This is a genomic window from Paenibacillus sp. FSL F4-0087 (assembly GCF_038020215.1).
In the GTDB taxonomy this organism is placed as follows: domain Bacteria; phylum Bacillota; class Bacilli; order Paenibacillales; family Paenibacillaceae; genus Paenibacillus; species Paenibacillus taichungensis.
Genome location: NZ_JBBODJ010000001.1, coordinates 1 through 23,296 on the forward strand (window position 1 = coordinate 1; position 23,296 = coordinate 23,296).

Sequence of the window (23,296 nt, forward strand, 5' to 3'; positions counted from 1 at the left end):
AACCTCCAAATAATTTATAGTTATTTGGAGGTTTTATTTTACACCTTTAAGTTATTTCTCGGATTGAACCTCGACAGCACATCTTTCTTCCGCTCAACAGACACCTCTGTATAAATTTGAGTTGTACTAACGTTCGTGTGCCCTAGTATTTCTTGGACTGAACGTAAATCAGCACCATTGTTGAGAAGATGCGTTGCGAAACTGTGCCTGAGATAGTGCGGTGTTGATTTTTTACTGACCTTAGACAAATCCCTGTACTTCGAGTAAATATCTTCAATCGAATATATCGAAAGGCGATCGCCATATTTGTTAATAAACAGCGCATTGGAATTGGGATTGAAATGCTCACGTTCATGCAACCAGGCTTTAATCTTGAGTATCACCTCATTACTGGAAATATACAATAAACGCTCTTTACGACCTTTCCCAAAGATCAATACCGTTTTTTCCTCCAGATTTATATGTTCAATATCGATACCCACTAATTCGCCGATACGAATTCCGATCACGTAAAGCAACTCAATGATAGCATCGTTTCGCAGGTTAATTCGTTTCCTAAAATCTGTTCGTAATTGCTTCATATCTTCTTGTGGAGCGTTTAACAACCTTTCAACCTCATTTACAGAGAGAGTCTTCGGAATACGTTTTGCTGTTTTGAAATTTCTTCCGAAACCAAAAATAGGGGATTCTGCAATATCCCCTTCCTGTACCAAATAATTAAAAAATGCTTTAAAGCATATGTATTTTCTTTTAATGGTAGAGTCTTTAAGCGTTTGCTCACTTGTTAATTGTTCAAGATACTTTCTTAAATTATCTCTGTTTACATCATATATTTGATTATCATTAAACCATTCAACGAGTCTGTTGAGGTCAGACAGATAAGCTTTTATCGATTTTTGGGACAGGTTTCGTTCTACACTTAAATAGATTTCATATTGCTTGATGTATGTATTCAAGTCATGATTGCCGAGTTTCATAGTGCCTCCTGATGTATATATGATATGTCGCATCGCTCGACCTACATTATTGCGCATGCCAGCTTATTTGTGAAGATGTCCAAAGTGCTATAGATTGTCTAATACTGTTTTCTTGCAAAAAGAAAAAAACGCAGAAACCAATTTCATGGTTTCTGCGCTCCAATAATTACGGACATGATGCTCTCTCGCAGCTGATCTGCATTTTTCGTTTGATACGGATCGGCATTGAAAATAATAGCATCCGCAATATAGCCTTCTGCAATCTGCCCCAATTCGTGGCCACGACCCAGAATCTCAGCAGCATTGGTCGTTGCAGATTGCCACGCCTCTGCCCGGGTCAAGCCATAATCAATCAGCGTATCCAACTCTTGCAAATTATAGCCATGAAGTGAAGGTGTGGCGTAATCGGTACCGAAACCGAAACGGACTCCTGCTCTTTTGGCATATCCGATGGCTGTAGAATGAGCTTCAGCAGCGCGCGCGGCACGATCACTGATAACAGTAGGCAGCGCCAGCACGCCTTTCGGATCTGCGGCAATACGATATATCGATGTGGTAGGGACAAAGGCCGTTCGAGACTCGGCAAGTCTGCCGGCCTGATCCTCAGTTAAGAACATACCATGCTCCACAGACTCCACTCCTGCCTGAACGGACCAGTCTACCGTCACGCCACCCCAGGTATGAACTAACACCTTTTTATGGTTGGCATGCGCATAGCGAACGATGAACGCGAACTCTTCCTCCGAAAATACAGGATCGAGCACTTGTTCCGTAGGGGTTCCCAGTCCACCTGTAGCCATAATTTTAACCCATCCCGCGCCTGTATCAAAAATTCCGTTCAGCCGTTGTTCTAGATGCTTCACACCAAGGGCATCTGCCGCTCCCAGCATTTCACTGCTGGTTTCAACTCGTAAGGGATGTTGATAGTGCTGAACGAGATGTCGAGCGGTGCTTGGTAACAATCCGCCTGCATCTCGCGCCGTGGTTACCCCCGTCCGGAGGGTAGCTGCAAAAGCTTGCGCCTGCATCACTTCAACCTCGTGGCTGTCACGCTTCAATTGATCCGCGTGGTCGAAGTCTGTCCAGGCCAGATGTGTATGAAGATCAATAACTCCGGGACTTATCCATTGATCTGTACCCGGAGACGATGAGTCATCATTCTGCGGCACGGATTCTGTAACAGATGCAAACCGTCCATTCTGGATCGAGATATCGAACCGTTTGCCTTCAATGCCTGCTATAAAGATATGTTTGAAGCTTTGTTCCTCCGATTTTACCTGGGTCATATTCATTCCCCCCAAACGAGACGAACAGCCTGGACTGCTTGCTCATGGTCCTTATTCAATAATGCCGCAATAGTCGCAACAGCTTCCTCCACACCTGCCAAGGACGCATTAACTCCAAAATGATTAATTCGCAGAAGCTGACCAAAAAGTTCTCCATCCCCCGGAGCAACGATGCCGATCGGCTGATCGATATGCAACTTCTTCTCCCCGGAGATTCGAACTGTCGTAGTCAGTGTCGAATATGTTCTGTTATCTTTTTGCCAAGGCTCCAGGCCCAGGGCTTTGATTCCTGTTATAGCAGATAACGCAGCCTGTTCATGACGCTTGATTACCTGCTCCAATCCTTCAGACTCAATAGCTGTCAAAGCCAAAATCAGTGCTCTGGCTTCCAGCGTTGGAATGTTGGGAGGAACGCGGACCGGTGCAGACCCGTCGCCGGAGGGCTTTAGGTCAAGCAAAGACAGAATGGAGTTGCGCGGTGCATGCGCATTGGATTCGAGAAATTCCCATCCACGCGGCGAAATGCTTACTGCGCTGATGCCGTTTGGCCCAGCCAGAGCTTTTTGTGCACCCACAGCTACAAAATCTACGCCCCATTCATCGACCAGCAGAGGCTCTCCTCCAATGGCTGATACAGAATCACTTACCGTAATCAGGTTATGGGCACGCGCAAACTGTATGATTTCTTTTGCGGGATTCGACCCACCCGTAACCACCTCTGCTTGAACAAAGGATAGTGCAGACGGTTGATGCTTTTCAATCGCGGCAGCGACCTTCTCCACAGGTACAACTTCATCAAAAGGAACTTTGACTTCAATAACTGTTGCCCCTCCGCGTTCAAGCCACTGACCAAACAAACTGCCATATGGCCCTGTTACGACATTGACAATTGTACGACCCGGCGCAGATATTCCAGCTGCCACGGCCTCTATACCCAAGATAGCCTCTCCCGGAATGATCACCGGAGGATACTTTGTATTCAAAAGCCTGGAGAGCAATTGTGTCAGTGTATCGTACTCTGACAAGGTAAGGGGGATGTTTCCTTTATATTGTTGGCTCATATAAACCTCCTAAAGAACTTGATTTCGGCATCTTTGGAACTGCGGACAACAGCTCTCGGCTGTATGCCGTTTCAGGTCGTGTGAAGAATTGATCTTTGGGACTAATCTCCACCAGCTGACCCTGCCGCATGACTGCTACCGTATCGCTAATGGCATGGATAACTCCAAGATCATGAGAAATGAACAGTAGCGTAAGATTAAGTTCCCTCTTAAGTGAATTGAACAGATCGAGCACACTCCGCTGCACGGAAACATCGAGTGCACTCGTAGGCTCATCCGCAATAAGTAGACTCGGCTCTACGCTTAAAGCGCGTGCAATGGCGATACGTTGGCGCTGACCGCCGGAGAATTCATGCGGATACTTGTCCAGTGCCCTGCTTTCCAGCTGGACACGGGCCAGAAGCTCTCTCGATCTTTTCTCCACCTGTGAACGGTCTACAATGCGATGAAACAACAGCGCTTCAGCAAGAATCTGGCGAATGGAATGTTTGGGATTCAGTGAACCATCCGGATTTTGGAAGATCATCTGTATGCTTTTATACTGCTCACGACTTCTCTTCTTCTTTAATTGCTTGTCCCCCAGCAAAATCTGCCCCTCATCCGGCGTGATCAAACCGGCAATGACTCGCGCAAGGGTAGATTTGCCCGAACCGGACTCACCAACAAGACCAAGCGTGGTATGCCTCTGAAGATTTAGTGTGATGTTGTCCAGCGCAGTAAAGTCACCATATTGAACCGTGACATTCTGAACTTGCAAAGAAAGTTCCATTGTTATTCGCTCCCTTCAAGCTTCGGTAAAGGAAGCACCGAGTTAATGAGCATCTGGGTGTAAGAATCTTGCGGGTTTTGCAGTACGCTAAGCGAATCCCCGTGCTCCACAATTTGCCCCTGCTTCATCACGCACAGCTTCGAGCACAGCGTCGCTGCAATCGCCAAATTATGTGTTACAAAGACCATGGCGAATCCCAGTTCATGCTGCAAACGTTGGATCGTCTCCATAATTTGACGCTGCACAGTAACGTCCAGCGCCGTTGTTGGCTCATCACAGAGCAGAATGCCTGGCTTGCACGCCAGGGCCAGTGCAATGACTACCCGCTGACACTGCCCACCTGACAGCTGGCTAGGGTATCGGTCCTCACGCTTCAACGAGTCGGGAAGCCCCAACAGTTCAAGTAATTCCAGCGCTGCTACCCTGGAGGCCTTCCTGCTTAACTTTTGCCTGTAATAAACAACTTCCGCCAGCTGTTTAACAACGGGGCAGAGCGGATCGAGCGCACCTCTCGGGTCTTGAAACACCATCGCGCTGTTCACGTCACTTCGAATGGTTCCACCCGTCTGCTCTACACCGCTTGGCAACAGTCCCAGAATGGAACGAAGAGTTAGTGATTTACCGGAGCCGGATTCACCTACTAATCCCAAGCTCTCCCCTCGCCCAAGCGAGAAATGTACATCATGAACTAATTTTTGATTTGACTTGGTTGACAGAGATAGCGCCTTGACTTCAAGAATCGGTTCAGTGGACATTATTTTTTCCTCCATACATCGGCCAATCCATCACCGACAAGCGACAAAGCAATTCCCGTGTAAACGACTGCAAATCCCGGAACTGCCGAGAGCCACCAGGCTGTCGTGATAAAGGATTGTCCATCCGAGATCATCGTGCCCCAATCTGGGGTCGGTGGTGCGATGCCAATGCCCAGGTATCCAAGCGTAACAATCGCCACCAGCAGCCCAACCATATCCGTCATGAGGACAACGATCGCCTGAGGCAATACATTGGGCAGGAGATGACGAAGGATAATCCGTATTCCCGGCAAACCCAACGTCTGTGCGGATGCGATCCATTCCTGCTTGCGGTAGGATGCACTCAGCCCTCTGACGACACGGGCAAAGACAATCCAGCCAACGAGCATAAACGTAATATAAATCCCCCGCTCACCTGCTCCGCTGGCAAAAGCCACGATAATGACAATGAGATAAAAAGGGAAAGCGATAAGGGTATCGGTAACTAACGATATGATCTTATCAATCCATTTTCCGTAATACCCTGCGAGCATCCCTAGAAATACACCCATGCAAAAGGGTACAATTTCCGCCAGCACCATAATGCTCAAGTCGGTTCGCGCAGCATAAATCAGTCTAGTGAACAAATCACGTCCCAGTTGGTCTGTGCCCAACCAATGTTCAGCAGACGGCGGTTGCAAAAAGGCACTCAAATTTTGCTCCGAAGGGTCATAAGGACTCACCCACGGTATGATTACAGCCAAGATGATCAGCACAGCAAACATCACACTTCCCACAAGCAGGGTAGGAGTTTTCAATATGCGATTCAAGAGACTGGTGTTTTGGCTGTCTTCATATAACTGAGGTTCAATTCGTATCGTTTTCATGGTTTTCCTTTCGTTCTGGGATCAAGCCACCTGGACAGAAGCTCTATCAGGAGACTGATGATCACGACAGATACAGCACAGTAAAGGGCTATGCCTTGAATGACCGGGAAATCCCGTTTGGAAATGGAACTAAACAAAAGACTGCCAATTCCTTTGATACCAAATACCTGTTCAACGACCAATGTGCCGCCAATGAGATAAGAGATATTAACGCCAAGAAGGATCAGCGTCGGAAGTGCCGCATTGCGCAGGACATGTTTGAATAGAATGACCCGGCTAGGTAATCTCGCAGCCTTCAATGTAACTACAAAATCAGATTCCAGTACTTCAAGCATCTGGGCTCTTAATGAACGAACCAATGTTGGAATCTGTGAAAAAGCTACGGTAATGGCGGGAAGTGTCAAACTGTATAAGGTGCCCCACCACCCTTCGCCGACTCCACCAACGGGAAACCAGTGAAGATGAACACTCAGCAGCAGAATCAAAAGGATGCCAACCCAGAAGATTGGCATACCTAGCGTTACCGTAGGAAAAATACGTATCAAATGGTCCAGCAGCTTATCCTTGTGTGTAGCGGCCAGTGTAGCAAGCACGAGTGCAATGACAATTGCCAATGCACATGCCATGGCAATGAGCAGCAAGGTAACGGGTGCACGATCAGCAATCAATTCTCTAGTGGAGGTTCCGTTAATAATGGAGTTGCCGGTATCCCCCTGAGTGAACAGTGTCTTCACAAACCGTATGAATTGTTCCCCCAGCGGCAGATCGAGCCCGAGAGCATGGTGCATGCTCTTAACGGCCTCGGGGGTGCTGTACTCGCCAAGAATCATTTTGGCAGGATCTCCTGGTACCATTCTGATGAGAAAAAAGACTGCTGTCATCACACAAAGGATCACTGCCAACGCTCTTCCCACAGTACTGATCAACCAGAACTTCTTCATTTCTGAATACGAACGTCTTCAAAACGCACACTGCCGTTAGGCAAAACAACAATGCCATCTACTGAAGAACGAACACCAATCAGAATATCCGGATAATAAAGCGGAATGTAAGGCACTTCATCGGCAAGCGTTTGAAGCAGTTTGGAGTATATTTCGGCACGGCCATCGCCGTCCGGTGTTTGTTGGCCTTTATACAAAAGCTTGGTTACTTCATCATTGGTGTAATGCGTCCAGTAAGATTTGCTGAAACCATCAGGGTCGGTCTGGAACGCAATGATTGAGTTCGCTTCCGGAGAATCGGCTTGCCCACTGTTCAGCATCGCTGCGAAATCATAAGCAAAGAATCGTTCACGGAAGGTAGCGAGTTCAATCGATTCAATCTCGATGTTAATGCCAATTTGTTTCCCCGCTGCCTGAATGATTTGCGCTTCTTGCGCTCTGGTGCTGTTGCCTGAAGCTACAAGCAGTTTTGTAGTAAATCCATCAGGGAAGGCCGATTTGGCAAGTTCCGCTTTGGCTGCATTTACATCAAAATTCAGCGCCTTGAGTGTATCATTCGAATTGTAAGGAATCGTTGTCGGCAGCAATGAATTAGCGGTCTGTGCATAACCAAAGGTAAGCGCCTTAGTCAGACCGTCACGATCAAGTGCCAGAGCCAATGCCCGACGAACATGCACATCCGAAAAATGCTTATCCAGCGTGTTAAAGAACAATTGCTCTGTCACCCAGCTGCCGTTGGTTACAACAGTTGTATCCGCGCCATTTTTGATTTCATCGGCATTTTGCAGAGCCAGCGACTCAATCGCGTCCACTTCTCCTGCTTTCAATTGATTGATTGCTTGGCTGTCATCTTCTATCAGCTTGTAAACAAGCTTATCAACCGATGGCTTTCCTTCTTGCCAGTAGTAAGTGTTCTTCGTAAAGGTCACATCGCCTGCAGGGTCCCACTGCTCAACTACAAACGGTCCTGTACCTACCGGTTTCTTGAAAAATTCTTCCTCGGTAACTCCGCCAAAATTGTTAGGAATAATACCGTTCGAGAAGTTGGACAGCTCGGAAATAAACGGCGTATACGGCTCTTTAAGTGTAATTACAAGTGTGTGGCTATCTTTGGCTTTGATCGTATCCACCTTCGCGGATATTGCAAGCGGGCCACCAACCTTCAAATGCCGCTCCAGCGAGAATACGGCATCCTCTGCCGTAACATCTGTGCCATTAGAGAACTTCAAGCCATCACGCAACACAAACGTATACGTTAGACCGTCATCACTGATGTTATGCGATTTGGCAAGCCAATCCACAATCTCGCCTTTGCTATCAAAAGCAACCAGAGATTCAAATACTTTATCAATGGCGAAAGCGTTGTTCGATGTAATCTGATTATGCAAATCAAACGAGGTTACAGAAGCCGGCCGACCATATACAAAAGTCCCCCCCGTTGCAGTCTCGTCCGTCTTTGAATTTTCATCCGTACCTTGGTTCGTCCCAGGCTGGGCTGCTGCATTGGGAGCAGGATCATTGGACGATCCGGAGCAACCGCTAACGATTACCAATAATAGAACGGCTAACGCTCCTACCCATAATGACTTTCTCGTTGATGATTTAAACTGTGACATGACTGACTCTCCCCTTCCAATAAAGCTTATGTGTTTAGTATGGATTGATTATGGATTAAAGCACCCCCTCTGTCAAACAAAAAATAATGACCATTGCGAGATAAAACTATTTTATCCAATGAAGGAAATGAATCCGTATTCATAAGGCTCAGAAGCACTTGACACACCAAAAAAGCCAGAATATATTCTGGCTCTCTTTGTTCTTAACTTTATATGATTTTGCGGAATAGCTCCATCACTTCATCCCTGGAAGGTTGATACGGATTACCCGGTGCACAGGCATCTTTCATGGCATTATCCGCCAGCAATTCAACATCAGGGTCTTTCACACCCAATTCAGACAGTCTCTCAGGAATGCCAACCTCCTTGGAAAGCTGACGAATGGCTTCAATCACATACTCCGAGCACTCCTCATCTCGTTTGCCTTTTACATCCATACCGATTGCTTTGGCTATATGACGGAATTTACCTGGCACATGCTTTGCATTTAATTCTTCTACATAAGGGAGCAACATCGCGTTACATACCCCATGCGGCAGATCATAGACTCCACCAAGTTGATGGGCCATCGCATGAACATAACCCAAGCCTGCATTGTTAAAAGCAATCCCGCCAAGAAAACACGCATACGTCATATGCTCTCTTGCTTCCAGATCACTGCCGTCCCTGACGGCTCTGGGTAAATATTCAAAGATCAGCTCAACGGCAGCCGCTGCTGTAGCGCTCGTTACCGTAAACCCACCAGGCGTGACCATGGCTTCCACCGCATGGGTTAATGCATCCATGCCCGTGGCCGCAGTAAGACTGGCCGGCTTGCTCAGCATCAGTTCCGGGTCATTCACTGATAGGTCGACGAGACTGTTTCGATCCACCATCACCATTTTCACCTTGCGTTCCTCATCTGTAATCACGTAGTTCATGGTCACCTCACTGGACGTACCAGCTGTTGTGTTAATTGCAACAAGCGGCACGGACTTATGTTTCGATTGATGCAAACCTTCATAATCACGGATATGCCCACCGTTAGTTGCTACAATACCAATCCCTTTGGCAGCATCCTGAGGTGAACCTCCGCCTATCGATATAATGGCGTCACAGCCATGATCCTGAAATACGTGAAGTCCGTCATGTACATTCTGACAGGTTGGATTAGGCTGAACCTCATCATATACCACATAGTCTAACCCTGATTTTCTTAGTATAGACAGCACTTGTTCAGCAACGCCGGAAGAAATCAATCGACGATCACTTACGACGAGCGCTTTGCGAATACCCATTTTCTCAATCATTTTTCCTGCTTCGTGTAAACATCCTCTACCCATCAAGTTCACGGGCGGAACATAATAAGCGTGTGTTGCCATCTGAACCAGCCTCCTGTTACCCCTGATTTACTATCTTTATTGTAACTGAATCCGTTTTCAGATATAGTGAAATAAATCACAACCAAGTTGATAAATGTTTCTTTTGCACTGAATTATCCAAGAATTATTCAATGATTATGACTGTTCTTCATTAACCGGCTTATCTGTGCGTGTATTAAAAAGAGCTTGTTGAGCTTGGATTCACAGGTTTCGCCTCTCGAATCAAAAAACAGGGGCCGCCCCTGGTCATTTTCATGACTTTAGGACAGCCCCTGCAGATGATGTTCAGCAATCCAGAAGCTCCTGGATCGGCATGTAATAGACGGGATAGGCTCTACCTTGTTCAAAACCAAGCTTACTCGCAATCGTAATGGAATCATGACGGAAATCCTCTGTCGTCCAGTGTGGAATGCACTTTCGTCCCAGAACGGATTGCACATAAGCGCTTGCCATGGCCGTAGCCAGACCTTTGCCACGGTGTATCGGCTCGTAGATGTTGATGCCTGTTTCATGGTGAATGCCACTGACAAACACTGAGATACATGTACCTACAACCTTCCCTTGATGCACCGTGCATGTTCCAACTCCGTATTGAAAAAAGTCCTCCACCGAATGCCAGAATTTCAAAATTTCCTGCTCAATGATACAGCTTTTGTCCTCCAGCATTGCAGCTCGATCGATAACTTGAAGCTCATATCCACGAGGGACGAACAAGGAGCTGGAACTGAGTTCCAGCCACTGTCCATACTTCGTAAGATTGAATTGAAAAGGAACTCGTAATCCTTCTCGCAAACGTCCGTTGAATATGTGATCCAGGACTGGAGACCAATCCGAGCCGGGCTCTGGGTAAACTTCAAGATTCAGCATGTCTTCGCCAGCATCTAACTCTTCAGGCAAAAGCTCCTGCACAAGTACCTCCCTGATAAGGCTATTGAAATGTTCATTATCCGATCTTCCGATTAGGTAAAACATTTCGTTTTTGGCCCAAATCAGGGCGCTTTTCGGAACATGAAGCTGATCTGCATAGACACACCCGCGTTGAAGTGCTGCAAGTACTCCACCCATGACCACATGCCCGTTTGTACCCGAGATGAAGGGCGTCAATTGCTTCCTTTGGGACGGTTGATCCAGTAAAACCAACATGGTATAACCTCGCATTCTTTGTATAGGGTGGGTGAAAAAAACATTCAAATCCGCCCTGCCTCAGAATGCTGTAACGTCAGGTGTATTCCTCGTTCCCTTTCACCTCTTCGACCTTTATTTTTATTTTTCGCTTACAGCGCTTTATCGTCTACTGCGTCCAACCAGGCTTCGATATCTCCGATGACAGAGGATACGCAGCCGTCTTCAAACGGAGAATTCAGACCTGCCAGTTCTACCAATCCTGTGAAGGACAGGCTTCCTCCGGCTTTACACAATGTCAGGTAGTCAGCCCATGCAGACTTCATATCCTGATTACTGCGTTTCCAGAACTGGAATGCACAGATTTGTGCCAGGGTGTAGTCGATGTAATAGAACGGCGACGAGAAGATATGACCCTGTTTGTGCCAGAATCCGCCTTGTTCCAAATAAGCGTTATCCTTGTAATTGATGTGCGGCAGATAAGTCTTCTCAATATTGCGCCAAGCCTGCTTACGCTCCGCTGGTGTTGCATCCGGGTTTGCATAAACAAAATGCTGGAATTCATCGACTGCTACGCCGTAAGGAATGAAGAGCAGTCCGGAAGACAGGTGATCAAATTTGTATTTGTCCGTATCTTCCTTGAAGAACAATTCCATCCACGGCCAAGTGAAGAATTCCATGCTCATGGAATGAATCTCTGCGGATTCATAGGTCGGCCAGTTGTACTCAGGTACTTCGAAGTGACGGCTCTCATAGACCTGGAATGCGTGGCCCGCTTCGTGTGTCAACACGTCGATATCACCTGATGTACCGTTAAAGTTGGAGAAAATAAACGGCACTTTGTAATCATTCAGGAAGGTGCAATAGCCCCCACCCTGCTTGCCTTTTTTGCTCACCAGATCCATCAGTTCATTGTCGGTCATCATCTGGAAAAACGTATCCGTTTCTGGTGACAATTCAGCGTACATCTTCTTACCATTGTCAATGATCCAGTCCGCATCCCCTTTAGGTGTCGGGTTCCCCGTCTTAAAGCTGAAGCCCTGATCGTAAAAATAGAGGGTATCCACATCAATCCGGCTGCGCTGACGCTCTCTGAGCTTCGTCGCTACAGGCACGATATAATCACGGACTTGTGCTCTGAAATTGGACACCATCTCCGCGTTGTAATCCGTGCGGTTCATACGGTCATAGCCGAGTTCCACATACGATGGGTATCCGAGCTTCTTCGCGATCTGTGTACGCACTTTCACCAATTCGTCGTAAATGCGATCGAATTCAGCCTCATGTTCAGCCATGAACGTATATCTTGCTTCCGATGCGCGTTCTCGCATGGAGCGATCTGTGGACAACTCAAAAGGATGCAGCTGCGGCAATGTGCGTTCTTCACCTTCAAACGGGATTTTGGCCGAAGCAATCAGCTGATTGTATTCCGTAGAAAGTTTGTTCTCTTTCTGAAGGTCCTCGATAATTTCCGGGCTGAATGTTTTCAGAGACTGATCCGCCAGCTGGAACAGCTGTGAGCCCCATTTTTGTTCCAGTTCAGCACGGAATTTGGAATTTACCAATGCTCGATAATAATCGGTGATGTATTCTTGAATGATCGGAGAGCTTTCATCCAGAAATTCATTTTCTTCTTTGTAAAATGTATCATTGGTATCAATCGAATGACGGATGTAGACCAATTGTGCCTGAGTCTCAAAGTCACTGCGCAAAGCGTTAATCTTGTCCATATATCCACTCTGCTCTTCAACCGTAGTTGCGGCTTCAAAACCACTCAGAAGCTCACGGAATGACGTTTTGATTTGTTCCAGATCGGGACGTGTATACGTATACTCACTAAATTTCATTTATGTACACCCTTTCCTGTTAGGCATATTTCGGGATTCCCCGAGTTGAACTAAACCCTATTATACAAAAGAGCAGCCTAAAAATCCCAACTTTACGAAAAATATTTGTCCATCGGTCAAATGGAGCTACATCACTCGTTACATATGTTACGGATGAATGTTAGGTACAATACACAAGTAGAAGATGCTGCATCAGCAGGAAATGGGTTTTCCTCCGAGCAGCATCTCATTAAATCAGGAATAAGCGTATAAGCAGAGCCGTTACTGCACGTTCACATACCAGTTAGAGTAATTGATCTGGCCGCTGCCTTTGGTAATTTCGGTTCCATATTCAACACTGCTGACATATTTGCTGTTGGTAAAATAACTTTTGGAGATGAGGTAATCAGTGAAGTTTTTGACATTGATGCTATAGTTGTTAGGGGATTTTGACTTTTTCAGGAACGAGTATACCCACCACTGATGCACTCCGTTGTCGGTAATCTCACCGCGATACAGATCATAGGTTTGTCCACCAATGGACACATCCGAGAACACTTTGGAACCAATAGGCCCTACACCGGAAGTCCAATCGTTCCAGATCATAATCTCCTCGGTGGGTGTGCTTGACCAGGTCGCATTGCCGATGTCGTGCAGCCAGATATCATACGCATTATTATACTCCCCAGTGGTGTTGGACGCCTTAGAATAACTTACTCCGGTATTGATACTTTTGTTCGCAGACAATCTCGTTGGCAGCCCACTGCCTGGTGTGTAGCCCTCTGTCCAGTGCCAGCCGCTGACTAGTGAAGGATAAGCTTTGACCCCACCCACAGTCGTTGGCCAGTTCCAAACGTAACCCAGATCAGTATTGCTGTTCACATACACGGACTGGGACCAGCCGCTGACACTTGAGCTTCCCCAGCTATTGTTGAATATATAATACTTGTTGTTGCTGAAATTAAGTTTGGCGTACGCTGTGGAATCCGATGCTGCGCTGGCTGTAATTGGAACGGCCGCAATCAGTAATGACATAACCAGCAGCATCCATGCTTTCTTGCCTGATCTTTTCTTCATCTTCAAACCCATAATGTTAGCCTCCCATAAATTTTAATGTAAACGCTTACAGATTTAAGTGTAAAACATTTCCATATACAAGCATACCACTTAAATCCGACATTATTTCATGCTATATTTAGACTTTTTGGCATTATATACAAATAAGCCCGCCTCGCATCCATTGCGAAGCCAGCTTATAGGCTTGTCTTTTGACATTTTTCTTAATACGCTCTAGTGTTGATCGTTGTCCATAATCTTGTAGAACCAGCCCATTCCGACCATTCCCACGACCATAATGATTGCCATAATAATGATATATGTCATGAATGTAACCCCCCTGCTCCGTATTTCTTCACACTACTACCAGTTTACACGGTGAAACCCATTTTGAATTGACTGAACATTGACAAAAATACGAAATCTTCATTTTCACTCAACATATTGTGTCCTTTTTCATTGTAATTCCAACCGTCATCTTACTAATTCGATTATTCCACATCCACCGTATCTGCATCCAAATATTCAAAACACAGATTCACAGTTCGCAAAAGTTTCATCCGCCATACATACGGTGTATACTATAAATCTATGAATTGGAATTGGATTATACGCAGAAAGGTTTGAACTGAATGTCGACTCGCACACCCTATTTTCGTCAGCTATTATTCGCTTTTCTACTAACTCTTATGCTGTTTATACTATCCGCCTGTGCTGATGGTGAAGCTCATGTCACGGTTAATATGGACGGTTCATCCGATCTGGATCTGAATCTCAGTGTAACCGACTCAGCCTTGGGAATGATGGGACAAGAGAATCTCATGACAATGCTCGCAAATACGTTGAAACAGAATAATTTCCAGGCCGAAGTTTCAGACCAGGGAGATCGGACACAACTCAAAGCGACAACCCATTATGAGAAAAGTAATACCGTCTCTACCTTCAGCATGTCGGATCTGCCTGATGGAATCAAGGTGGAGCAATCCACTACACCTGGCTTTTTCACTTCCAAATTGCATATTGCTGCTGAAGCAGACCTGTTGCAGACTATACCTGATGGAGAAGTCAAAGACCAAATCAGCAAGGTCCCCGGATTTCTCAAAAACTTGCTGTTGAAAGATGTCAATTTTGATTTCAAGCTGACACTGCCGATCAAGGCGCAGGATTCCAATGCAGATCTGGTCGAAGATCATGGAAAAACCCTTATTTGGCACGTCTCCCCACTGAATACGAATAAACTGGATTTGACCGTACAGGTCCCGAATATTCGGAACATCATAATTACGGGGGGCATTGCCTTGGTGCTGATCATTGCATTACTTATCTGGTTTATGGTCCGTCGCAGACGAACCCGTCAGGGTAGAAATGTATAACTAACCTCAGCTCAAGAAGTTTGGATGAGATGACTACGATTTCATTTCCGACTTGCCAAACGGTGTTATGGATAGTAGAATACATCCGTACTGTGTGAACGGTTAACTTAACTATGGAAAAGCTAAAGAGGTGACAGGTTTCATGAATATCCGGGAATGCCCTTTGCCTGGTATCGGAGTGAAGTACCAGTTTGATACAAAAAGCGGTAATAAGTTGGTCATAATTGTCCACGAAGATGGACGCCGTGAATTATTCTCGGTGGACCCCAATGACAATGAAGAACTTACCTTAATTGCAGAACTGGAAGATGACGAGTGCGTAACCCTTTCGGGGTTAATTGGAGGATGGTCCTGATATCTGTCAGGGCAGTACCGACGATATGCAAAATAACCTGCTCCCTCAATTAGGGGCAGGTTATTTTCTTATCTCTATATTCCTAGTGCAAAAGACCATCAGCGCTCTTGCTGGGACCGAATATACGGAACCCATGTGTTTAGCACACGACTTATTTCCGTAGAGCTGAACGGCTTGCTGATAAAGTCCTGCATGCCGCATTTTAGACAGGCTTCCCGGTCGTTCGCTCCTGCAAATGCTGTGATGGCTGCAATGACGGGAGTTTCAGGATGGCTTTGCCTAATTCGACAGGTCGCTTCAATCCCATCCATAACAGGCATTTGGATATCCATAAAGAGAAGGTCGTATGTTTCCCTTTCCAATGCTTTCACCGCTTCAGCACCGTTCTCCACAATATCACATACACCGCCGAGCTTACGAAGCATTTCCTCCAGCAAATGACTGTTCAATGACTGGTCCTCAGCTATAAGAATTTTGATCCCCGCTGCAAGACTTGTACGATCCAGCCTCAGGTCGTGATCAGCCACCTCTTCAATCCGATCCGTGGACTCGTCTTGCCAACGTTCAAGTAACAGGGTGAATTGGAAATTCGCTCCCTCCCCTGTCTCACTCTGTACACCAATGGCGCCTCCCATGAGTTCCACAAGCTTCTTGCTGATAGCCAGCCCCAGACCTGTACCTCCATATTTCCGATTAATAGCCGGATCGAGCTGCGAGAAGGACTGGAAAAGTTGATGCTGCTTGTTGAACGGAATGCCAATGCCCGTATCTTTGACCGAAACTAACAAGATAAGGTGATTCTCATTGTAAAATTCCGCCGGCTTAACGTTCACATGAACCTGAATGCTTCCCTTCTCCGTGAATTTGACGGCATTGCCTACCAGATTTATTAGAATCTGACGAATCCGTGTTTCATCGCCTCTTACGCGTTCGGGAATCTGGTCTGACATTTCACAGTATAGTTCAATATTCTTTTCGGAAGCTCTAAGCGCAAATAGTTCCATAACCCCGCCAAGAACGGCCTTGAGATCCACTGGCTGTCGTTCGAGATCCATTTTGCCTGCTTCAATCTTGCTGAAATCCAAAATTTCATTCAAAATATGCAGCAGTGATTCACCACTGTCGATGATGATATCTGCGAAGCCGTTCTGCTCCTCATCCAGTTCAGTTTCTTTTAGAAGGTGAGCCATGCCCATGATTCCATTCAGAGGTGTACGAAGCTCATGACTCATAATTGCCAGGAACTCGGATTTGGCTCGATCCGCATGTTCTGCCACTTCTTTGGCACGAATGATTTCCTTCACCGATGTCATATCGCGGAAAACCAGAACTGCCCCACGATTGTCCCCCTGCTCCATAATCGGTTTTAATTGAAACTCCGCCAAGAAGCTGGAGCCATCCTGCTTCCAAAATACAGACTCAGATCGCGGCAGGCTTCGCCCTTCACGTACAGCTTGAAGAATTGGAGTGCCATTGGACGGATAAGGGATACCCTCACTTTGCATTTGTAACATAATCTCTTCAAGCGGCTTGCCATTCATCTCAGACGGACAGAAATCCATCATCTCTGTTGCAATCGGGTTGGCAAATATCAGATTTCCTTTCTGATCCAGGCCAATGACTCCCTCAGACATGGCATTGAGAATCAACGCCCTTTCATAACTGAGATTTTCAATTTCCTCTACATACCTTTTGGACTCCGTAATATCGCTGGTTATTCCATAGACCCCTACGACCCGATCCTCGAGCAAAATCGGAACATTAATCACACTCGTTTCAATACGCTGTCCGTTCTTGTGAATCAGCCCTACCTCATAGCTCTGTGCAGTTCCTTTTACGGTCTGTTCAAAATGATACCTTGTCTTATCCAGGTCCACCGGATCAATAAGATGATCAAACGGCCCGCTAAGCAGTTCCTCCTTGGTGTGGCCTGTCAACTGCTCCTGACCTGCATTGGCCTTCAACAGGTTTCCTTCCAGATCCAATGAAGCAACTCCGAGTGGATTACTGTCGAACAATGATTGGTATTCTTGAAGACTTAACTGCTGTTGCATAGTTGCTGTAATATCACGGGTCACCGCGATCATTTCCTGCAAATTCCCCTGTTTGTCATATAGATAATGAGTGATGGTATCTGCCCATACAACAGAACCATCTTTATGCAGGAGCCGATAGCTCATTCGATCAGGAGCAAGGCCCTGAATTTGACCCGCCACGTAAGCTTCGACAAGAGGTACATCGCTGGGGTGGATGCAGAACAGGCCAGATTGACCAACGACTTCTTCAGGATCATATCCCAACATGCTTTGGCTGGCTGGAGATACGTACTTGAACGTCCGTTCCGGATCGGCACGGTGAATGGCAATCAGGTCAAGCGAGGATTCAACCAGCAATCTTGAGATTCGACTGCTCTCCTCCAACTGCTTGCGTTGTATAATGAGTCGACTCTCCGCGTCCTTCTGCTTCGAAATATCCGCTGCCTGCACAAGCAAATAAAGCGGCTCGCGGCTCGTTTCATCCCTGACGATGCAGGCTCTTATCGTGGCCCACAGAAGAGAATCATCCTTGCGCTTAAGCCGTAACTCTGTTTCATACATCAGACTTATTCCATTGGTCATATCCCAGAAATGGGACCTAAACTCCTCCATCTCTAAGTCTTCCTCATGGATCATATGTACAATCGGAGAGTCAATCAATTCATCTTCACTGCACCCCAGCATTTCACAAAATGCCGGATTAAGCTGAAGCCAACGTCCATTCACATGCGAAGCAACAGCAATGCCGATCGGTGCATGTGTGTATAACTGCTCGAACAGAGAGCGATTCTCTGCAATTGGATTCGACACCACATATCCTCCTTTATGGGGAATCTGAATATATTCCGTATGAACAGATCGACCTGAACATAACTTCATCTATAAGAGTAGTACCCCAAATGTCATGATTTATAAACGAGATCAACAAAAATTCAGGCAATTATCGACAATCTTATCGTGTGTTCATGCTGTCTGTACTTGGTAGACATACAAAACCATATAAGTGGCGTCATATACTACAGAATACGCGTGCATATCCGTTTGTACAAGGCTGAACATCCAAATGATACTGGAGGTTATGATTATGATCATTGTTGCGAATCAACCGATTGAGCTGGTGCGTTCGGATTGGTCTGCTTTTGCATGGCATTGGTTACAACAACTACAGAACAGCCCCACCGTATACACATATCAATCCATGGATCATCTTCACTTTGAATGGACGTTGCGCGAGTCTCTTGTGGATGCAGCGGAAGCGCTCGATCGAAGTGGGGTCAGCTTTGCCTCATTCGAGAAATCCAGATGTAACCCTGCCTATTGGAACCGAAATGCTGAAGGTGGCTTTGAGTTAAGATCTGAGGTAACGCCTGCGGAAGGAATCCGGGACATTTGGAAGAATGGTCATTTGTATGCTTTTGAATGTGCAACAGCGACTGTCATTGTTCTTTATGGCGGTGTATTGAACAGTATTCGGGAAGATGATTTCAATTCATTATTCCGCGACCTGCTGCTCTACGATTGGCACTATGACAGCGATCTGCGATTAACGGAGAAGAACGGCAGCGACTCAGCGCTTCCTGGAGATGTATTGTACTTCAAAAATCCGGACGTTTCCCCTGAAACACCAGAGTGGCAGGGGGAGAATACCGTTATGCTGCGTGAAGACTTATATTATGGTCATGGAATCGGAATTGCAAGCGGGGAAGAAATCATTCGTTCACTGAATCAAAATCGCATTCCTGGAAGTACAGTGTCAGCCTATTTAATGGATACGGTTATTTATCCTGACTTTCTATATCTATCCCGCTACGCTAAAAACAGTAACGCGAATTCACAGACAGCCTCATCTACCCCGGTCCTGCCAGGACAGTTGTACGTACGCATTGGCAGTAGTCGTTATTTGCGAACCTAAACCGGCTTGAAGCGTAATTCATTAGGTGTTAAAGTGCTGTAACAATATTACATGCTGAAAACCCCGTAAAGCAACAGCACAACTATTGCTTCACGGGGTTTTTGGAGCATTTGGATAAGCCAGCCTAACAACAACCGGATTGTCCCACCGTTCCTTGTTATTTAGCTGAATTCGTTCATCGTTATTATTCGATGGGGTCTAACTGTACAACGACCTGCTTGCCACTTACCTGAATACCCGTCGTTTTACTGCCATACTCAGCCAGAGATTTGCACAGCTGTTCTGCCCATTCTTTACCTGCTGTCCCTTCCTTGGCTCCATGCACCTGGATGACGAGCTTCACTGAATCACCCTTCGTCAAGATACGCTCTGCCTGAGATTGCTTGGTCTCCCGGTCGTGGTCTTCCATCTGCAGATTCAGTCGGATCTCCTTCACTTTACGTTTATCCGGTGTTTTCGCAGCTTTCTTCTTCTCTTGCTGCTTTTCCTGTTTCGCTGCTCCAGCGCCCATCAGTTTGCAAGGCGGCGGGCTGGTCATTAGAGACATACAGATCAGATCGACCTTGTGCTGCTTCGCAAGTGCAAGTGCGTCACGCGTAGACATGATGCCGAGATCTTCACCGTTCAGGCCGGTCAACTGGACTTCAGTCGCTTTAATCTTTTCATTTTTGATCATGGTACATCCTCCTCTACAACAAAAGCCTGTCCTGACCTATGACAGATCAAGAGCAGGCTTGGATGTTGTAACTGAATATTCATCGTATATCTGGACGTAATGGTTATACGTCGGTTTTGTGCATCTTACAACGAGTTGAACGCTTCGGTCAGAACTGGAACAATTTGCGATTTGCGGGATACTACGCCTTTGAGCAGCGCTCTGCTATCCGACAATGTCACATTGTACGCTTTTTCAACAGCTTTGGTGGAAGCACCATAAGCCAATGCAACGGAATCGTTGTTCAGGATGTCGGTTACGACAAATACAAACAGGTCAAGACCTTTGCTGGAAATAATGGCTTCAATCGCTGCTTCAAGCTCAGGTTGCTTCACAAGCACATCATTCACGTCAACCGCGTTAACTTGTGCAATCTCCACTTTTGCTTGACCCATAGCGAATTCTTTTGCATCCAGGGAGATCAGTTCAGCAATCGTTTTCTGGCTCAGGTCTGCGCCCGCTTTCAGCATATCCAGACCATAGCTGTCTGCATCTACACCAGCAATGGCAGCCAGTTCACGTGCTGCTGCTACATCCTGCTCTGTGCATGTTGGAGATTTGAACAACAGGGAGTCGGAAATAATCGCGGACAGCATCAAACCAGCAATCGGTGCGCTGATTTCCACGCCGTTTTCTTTGTACAATTTATTCAAAATGGTTGCTGTACAACCTACAGGTTCTGCACGGAAATACAAAGGTTGGCTTGTCTCAAAGTTCGCGATCCGGTGATGGTCGATAACTTCAACAACCGTCACGTCCTCAATATCGCTGACACTTTGCTGACGCTCGTTGTGGTCAACCAGGATGACCTTATTCACTTCGTTAGCTGCTGTTTTGATCAGACGTGGCGCTGCCACTTTGAATTGGTCCAGTGCAAATTGAGTTTCGCCATTTACTTCACCGAGACGAACAGCTTCAACGTCCTGACCCAATTTTGTTTTCAAGTCTGCATAGGCAATGGCCGAGCAGATCGTATCCGTATCGGGATTTTTGTGACCGAAGATTAATGCTTTTTCCATATTAATAGCCCTCCGTCAATTCTGATTTAGATGAATAAAATGTAATATTTCAATCATACCCTTACTGATTATAGCGTTAATAAGGCTTAATTCCAATCCCTTTACAGCGAATTAATTACAAAATCATGTCAGGGTCTTGTCTTTATACTCCGTAAACGAATGCACAACTCTGCCGTTCCACCAGCTTCGATCCATTGTCGGTATGTATACCAATCCACATTCTCAAGAAAGTAAAAAGTTAGAGCTTCAACGGGATTTAATTTATACTCTTGTTTAAGGGATTTATTTGAAATTCGCCGCGTGGATTAAACCTCGGGACCCTGACGGGTCTCTCCTCTTTTCACAAAAAGAGTCTGCACACTTCCGTCTTCGCTGATCTCCAGCAAGTTCAGTCGAGCACCATAAGCACATCCGCCATCAATACCAATCTTGTCCCCCGTGGGGTCAAACCAGACACCTGGCTCGTTATGCAAATTTTTGACTGGAGTATGACCGAATACCACCGTCTCCTTGAGCGATGTTGGTCTGGAATAGAACGGCTCTCGAATCCAAATGAAGTCACGCTCTGACTGGGTCCGCCAATCCTCCACATCCGGATTAATCCCGGCATGTACAAAGATATAACCAGGAATTTCGTATACAAGGGGAAGCTGTTCCAGAAAACGAAGATGATGCTCATAGTGTGTACGGAGCCACTGTTTGGCTTCAGTATAAACATCCCAGTCCAATTGCTCATCATCCAAAGAAACCTCGGCATAGCTGGCCAGCGTCTGTAAGCCACCATTACGAATCCAATGTTTGTCATACTCCTCGACATCATGATTCAGCGCCTTGACCATCATCGCATCATGATTTCCTTTGATCGCAATAATGTTGTACTGCTCATGCATCTGCATAATCTGTTCCACGACCTCTTTGCTCTTCGGTCCGCGGTCGACATAATCACCTAACAAAATCAGCTCGTCCTGCTTCGGATCGTATGCTGCCTGCTCAAGCAGAGCATTGAATTCGTCGTAACAGCCATGAATATCACTAATGACACATCTGCGAATGTGAATCTCTCCTCTCCCTGATCACGCAAGAGTTAACCGGAACCTTGCTAAACAAGGTTCCAGCCATTTCAGAATATAATTCCCGTTCAGTACCGATTAATCCTGCTTTAAATTAAAGGCTTCTGCTATCAAGCTGAATGAACGCAAACGATCCTCGAATGAGTGAATCGCTGATGCAATAATAACTTCATCCGCTTCATAGCGTTCAGCCATTGCCGTAATTTTTCCCTTCACTTGATCCGGTGTACCCACAATGGAAAAAGAGCGGCGTTGACGGATCTGTTCCATCTCCATGGCCGTAAATGGATAGTTGTTCACCGTTTCTAGGGATGGGAATGAGTTCTGTTCCAGACCCCGGCCAAGCCGCAGGAAAAATAACTCATTGCTGCGAGCCAGTTCAGCAGCCGTTTCCTCGGTCTCTGCACAAAATGCCGACACCGCAATCATGGAATGTGGTTTGTCATTGAGGATGGAAGGCTTGAAATGTCTGCGATAATGCTTCATCGCTTCCTCCCCACCCGGCGTTCCGAAAAATTGGGCAAACGCGTATGCGGTCCCTTGTGCCGCAGCGATTCTTGCTCCTTCGGAACTGGAGCCAAGCAACCATACTTCCGGAACAGTGGTTACGGATGGTCCGGCTACTAGGGAAGCAAAACGATGATCCTCCGGCAGCTGTTCATGAAAGTATCCACCCAGATCGGCAATCTGCTGCGGGAAGAATTGCACATTCGATGACTTCCCTTCATTCAGAGCTCTACTGGCAATCGGCATACCGCCCGGTGCTCTGCCAATGCCAAGGTCGATTCGGCCGGGGTGTAGCGCTTCCAGCAAACGAAAGTTCTCGGCAACTTTATATGCACTGTAATGGGGCAGCATAACACCGCCTGAACCTACGCGAATTCGATCTGTATGTGCTGCAACGTGTGCAATCATAACTTCCGGACTGGAAAATGACAGTGCTCCGCTGCCATGATGCTCCGACATCCAGAAGCGGGAGAATCCCAATTCATCTGCATGTTTGGCAAGCGTTACCGTCTCCTGAAGGGTATCCTGTACCGTCCGTCCTTCATTAATATGTCCATGTTCAAGTACACTAAGTTTCATCTATATTCATTCCTTTCGTCATCCTGCGTTAGTGGCTGCATCTCCCATTGTAACATTATCGATTACAGTTTCAAAGGATATCTGCTTCTCAGTT

Annotated in this window: 20 protein-coding genes; 3 read left to right on the forward strand and 17 right to left on the reverse strand. The window is 46.3% G+C overall.

Going from position 1 to position 23,296, the window contains the following annotated elements; all coding sequences use genetic code 11:
* Nucleotides 1-38: 38 nt before the first annotated feature.
* The 12 genes from MHB84_RS00005 to MHB84_RS00060 all read right to left on the reverse strand — a co-directional run bounded on the left by MHB84_RS00005 (nt 39) and on the right by MHB84_RS00060 (nt 13,669).
* Nucleotides 39-977 carry a tyrosine-type recombinase/integrase gene (locus MHB84_RS00005; RefSeq protein ID WP_076289731.1) on the reverse strand — a complete coding sequence of 313 codons (939 nt, stop codon included), beginning with the start codon at nt 975-977 and terminating at the stop codon, nt 39-41.
* A gap of 143 nt (nt 978-1,120) precedes the next feature.
* Nucleotides 1,121-2,263, reverse strand: a complete 1,143-nt coding sequence (locus tag MHB84_RS00010) for an amidohydrolase family protein (protein WP_076289730.1) — start codon at nt 2,261-2,263, stop codon at nt 1,121-1,123.
* Between the two features lie 2 nt (nt 2,264-2,265).
* The gene (locus MHB84_RS00015) at nt 2,266-3,324 is read right to left on the reverse strand and encodes a pyridoxal-phosphate-dependent aminotransferase family protein (protein ID WP_076289729.1); all 1,059 of its coding nucleotides are present in this window, start codon (nt 3,322-3,324) and stop codon (nt 2,266-2,268) included.
* On the reverse strand, nt 3,308-4,093 hold the full coding sequence (locus MHB84_RS00020) for an ABC transporter ATP-binding protein (RefSeq protein ID WP_076289728.1): 786 nt from the start codon (nt 4,091-4,093) through the stop codon (nt 3,308-3,310). The genes MHB84_RS00015 and MHB84_RS00020 overlap by 17 nt, the downstream gene beginning before the upstream one ends.
* 2 nt (nt 4,094-4,095) lie before the next feature.
* Nucleotides 4,096-4,848 carry an ATP-binding cassette domain-containing protein gene (locus tag MHB84_RS00025; RefSeq protein ID WP_076289727.1) on the reverse strand — a complete coding sequence of 251 codons (753 nt, stop codon included), beginning with the start codon at nt 4,846-4,848 and terminating at the stop codon, nt 4,096-4,098.
* Nucleotides 4,848-5,714, reverse strand: a complete 867-nt coding sequence (locus tag MHB84_RS00030; RefSeq protein ID WP_076289726.1) for an ABC transporter permease — start codon at nt 5,712-5,714, stop codon at nt 4,848-4,850. The genes MHB84_RS00025 and MHB84_RS00030 overlap by 1 nt, the downstream gene beginning before the upstream one ends.
* Nucleotides 5,711-6,655 (reverse strand): ABC transporter permease, encoded by a 945-nt coding sequence (locus tag MHB84_RS00035; protein WP_076289725.1) that lies wholly within the window; start codon nt 6,653-6,655, stop codon nt 5,711-5,713. Before MHB84_RS00035 ends, MHB84_RS00030 begins: the two co-directional genes overlap by 4 nt.
* Nucleotides 6,652-8,271, reverse strand: a complete 1,620-nt coding sequence (locus MHB84_RS00040; RefSeq protein ID WP_076289724.1) for an ABC transporter substrate-binding protein — start codon at nt 8,269-8,271, stop codon at nt 6,652-6,654. The genes MHB84_RS00035 and MHB84_RS00040 overlap by 4 nt, the downstream gene beginning before the upstream one ends.
* 209 nt (nt 8,272-8,480) lie before the next feature.
* On the reverse strand, nt 8,481-9,632 hold the full coding sequence (locus MHB84_RS00045; RefSeq protein WP_076289723.1) for an iron-containing alcohol dehydrogenase: 1,152 nt from the start codon (nt 9,630-9,632) through the stop codon (nt 8,481-8,483).
* Nucleotides 9,633-9,917: 285 nt separating this feature from the next.
* Entirely contained in the window at nt 9,918-10,775 is an 858-nt protein-coding gene (locus tag MHB84_RS00050; protein WP_076289722.1) for a GNAT family N-acetyltransferase, read from the reverse strand.
* A gap of 131 nt (nt 10,776-10,906) precedes the next feature.
* Nucleotides 10,907-12,601, reverse strand: coding sequence for a M3 family oligoendopeptidase (locus MHB84_RS00055; RefSeq protein WP_076289721.1), 1,695 nt, complete (start codon nt 12,599-12,601; stop codon nt 10,907-10,909).
* Nucleotides 12,602-12,862: 261 nt separating this feature from the next.
* Nucleotides 12,863-13,669: a glycoside hydrolase gene (locus MHB84_RS00060; RefSeq protein ID WP_256716835.1), complete on the reverse strand. Its 807-nt coding sequence runs from the start codon at nt 13,667-13,669 to the stop codon at nt 12,863-12,865.
* 599 nt (nt 13,670-14,268) lie between these two features.
* Here MHB84_RS00060 and MHB84_RS00065 point away from each other — a divergent pair.
* Together MHB84_RS00065 and MHB84_RS00070 are read left to right on the forward strand one after the other, a co-directional pair.
* Nucleotides 14,269-15,009 carry a hypothetical protein gene (locus MHB84_RS00065; RefSeq protein ID WP_076289720.1) on the forward strand — a complete coding sequence of 247 codons (741 nt, stop codon included), beginning with the start codon at nt 14,269-14,271 and terminating at the stop codon, nt 15,007-15,009.
* A gap of 142 nt (nt 15,010-15,151) precedes the next feature.
* The gene (locus MHB84_RS00070; protein WP_053779896.1) at nt 15,152-15,364 is read left to right on the forward strand and encodes a hypothetical protein; all 213 of its coding nucleotides are present in this window, start codon (nt 15,152-15,154) and stop codon (nt 15,362-15,364) included.
* 98 nt (nt 15,365-15,462) lie between these two features.
* Here MHB84_RS00070 and MHB84_RS00075 read toward each other — a convergent pair whose 3' ends face one another.
* Nucleotides 15,463-18,210 carry a PAS domain S-box protein gene (locus MHB84_RS00075; RefSeq protein WP_179087165.1) on the reverse strand — a complete coding sequence of 916 codons (2,748 nt, stop codon included), beginning with the start codon at nt 18,208-18,210 and terminating at the stop codon, nt 15,463-15,465.
* Between the two features lie 274 nt (nt 18,211-18,484).
* Here MHB84_RS00075 and MHB84_RS00080 point away from each other — a divergent pair, with 274 nt between their 5' ends.
* A complete protein-coding gene (locus MHB84_RS00080; protein ID WP_076289719.1) occupies nt 18,485-19,312 on the forward strand; it encodes a protein-glutamine gamma-glutamyltransferase in 828 nt (275 codons plus the stop codon).
* Nucleotides 19,313-19,496: 184 nt separating this feature from the next.
* Here MHB84_RS00080 and infC read toward each other — a convergent pair whose 3' ends face one another.
* The 4 genes from infC to MHB84_RS00100 all read right to left on the reverse strand — a co-directional run bounded on the left by infC (nt 19,497) and on the right by MHB84_RS00100 (nt 23,202).
* On the reverse strand, nt 19,497-19,988 hold the full coding sequence (infC, locus tag MHB84_RS00085) for a translation initiation factor IF-3 (RefSeq protein ID WP_076289718.1): 492 nt from the start codon (nt 19,986-19,988) through the stop codon (nt 19,497-19,499).
* A 125-nt stretch (nt 19,989-20,113) separates the two neighbouring features.
* Nucleotides 20,114-21,046 (reverse strand): manganese-dependent inorganic pyrophosphatase, encoded by a 933-nt coding sequence (locus tag MHB84_RS00090; protein WP_076289717.1) that lies wholly within the window; start codon nt 21,044-21,046, stop codon nt 20,114-20,116.
* A gap of 305 nt (nt 21,047-21,351) precedes the next feature.
* Nucleotides 21,352-22,104: a metallophosphoesterase family protein gene (locus MHB84_RS00095; protein WP_341143097.1), complete on the reverse strand. Its 753-nt coding sequence runs from the start codon at nt 22,102-22,104 to the stop codon at nt 21,352-21,354.
* Nucleotides 22,105-22,194: 90 nt separating this feature from the next.
* Nucleotides 22,195-23,202 (reverse strand): LLM class flavin-dependent oxidoreductase, encoded by a 1,008-nt coding sequence (locus MHB84_RS00100; protein ID WP_076289715.1) that lies wholly within the window; start codon nt 23,200-23,202, stop codon nt 22,195-22,197.
* Nucleotides 23,203-23,296 lie beyond the last annotated feature (94 nt).

What these genes read in the sequence shown, in the direction of transcription:
- MHB84_RS00005 (WP_076289731.1), bottom strand. Translation starts at nt 977, where the DNA reads ATGAAACTCGGCAATCATGACTTGAATACATACATCAAGCAATATGAA.
- MHB84_RS00010 (WP_076289730.1), bottom strand. Translation starts at nt 2,263, where the DNA reads ATGACCCAGGTAAAATCGGAGGAACAAAGCTTCAAACATATCTTTATA.
- MHB84_RS00015 (WP_076289729.1), bottom strand. Translation starts at nt 3,324, where the DNA reads ATGAGCCAACAATATAAAGGAAACATCCCCCTTACCTTGTCAGAGTAC.
- MHB84_RS00020 (WP_076289728.1), bottom strand. Translation starts at nt 4,093, where the DNA reads ATGGAACTTTCTTTGCAAGTTCAGAATGTCACGGTTCAATATGGTGAC.
- MHB84_RS00025 (WP_076289727.1), bottom strand. Translation starts at nt 4,848, where the DNA reads ATGTCCACTGAACCGATTCTTGAAGTCAAGGCGCTATCTCTGTCAACC.
- MHB84_RS00030 (WP_076289726.1), bottom strand. Translation starts at nt 5,714, where the DNA reads ATGAAAACGATACGAATTGAACCTCAGTTATATGAAGACAGCCAAAAC.
- MHB84_RS00035 (WP_076289725.1), bottom strand. Translation starts at nt 6,655, where the DNA reads ATGAAGAAGTTCTGGTTGATCAGTACTGTGGGAAGAGCGTTGGCAGTG.
- MHB84_RS00040 (WP_076289724.1), bottom strand. Translation starts at nt 8,271, where the DNA reads ATGTCACAGTTTAAATCATCAACGAGAAAGTCATTATGGGTAGGAGCG.
- MHB84_RS00045 (WP_076289723.1), bottom strand. Translation starts at nt 9,632, where the DNA reads ATGGCAACACACGCTTATTATGTTCCGCCCGTGAACTTGATGGGTAGA.
- MHB84_RS00050 (WP_076289722.1), bottom strand. Translation starts at nt 10,775, where the DNA reads ATGTTGGTTTTACTGGATCAACCGTCCCAAAGGAAGCAATTGACGCCC.
- MHB84_RS00055 (WP_076289721.1), bottom strand. Translation starts at nt 12,601, where the DNA reads ATGAAATTTAGTGAGTATACGTATACACGTCCCGATCTGGAACAAATC.
- MHB84_RS00060 (WP_256716835.1), bottom strand. Translation starts at nt 13,669, where the DNA reads ATGGGTTTGAAGATGAAGAAAAGATCAGGCAAGAAAGCATGGATGCTG.
- MHB84_RS00065 (WP_076289720.1), top strand. Translation starts at nt 14,269, where the DNA reads ATGTCGACTCGCACACCCTATTTTCGTCAGCTATTATTCGCTTTTCTA.
- MHB84_RS00070 (WP_053779896.1), top strand. Translation starts at nt 15,152, where the DNA reads ATGAATATCCGGGAATGCCCTTTGCCTGGTATCGGAGTGAAGTACCAG.
- MHB84_RS00080 (WP_076289719.1), top strand. Translation starts at nt 18,485, where the DNA reads ATGATCATTGTTGCGAATCAACCGATTGAGCTGGTGCGTTCGGATTGG.
- infC (WP_076289718.1), bottom strand. Translation starts at nt 19,988, where the DNA reads ATGATCAAAAATGAAAAGATTAAAGCGACTGAAGTCCAGTTGACCGGC.
- MHB84_RS00090 (WP_076289717.1), bottom strand. Translation starts at nt 21,046, where the DNA reads ATGGAAAAAGCATTAATCTTCGGTCACAAAAATCCCGATACGGATACG.
- MHB84_RS00100 (WP_076289715.1), bottom strand. Translation starts at nt 23,202, where the DNA reads ATGAAACTTAGTGTACTTGAACATGGACATATTAATGAAGGACGGACG.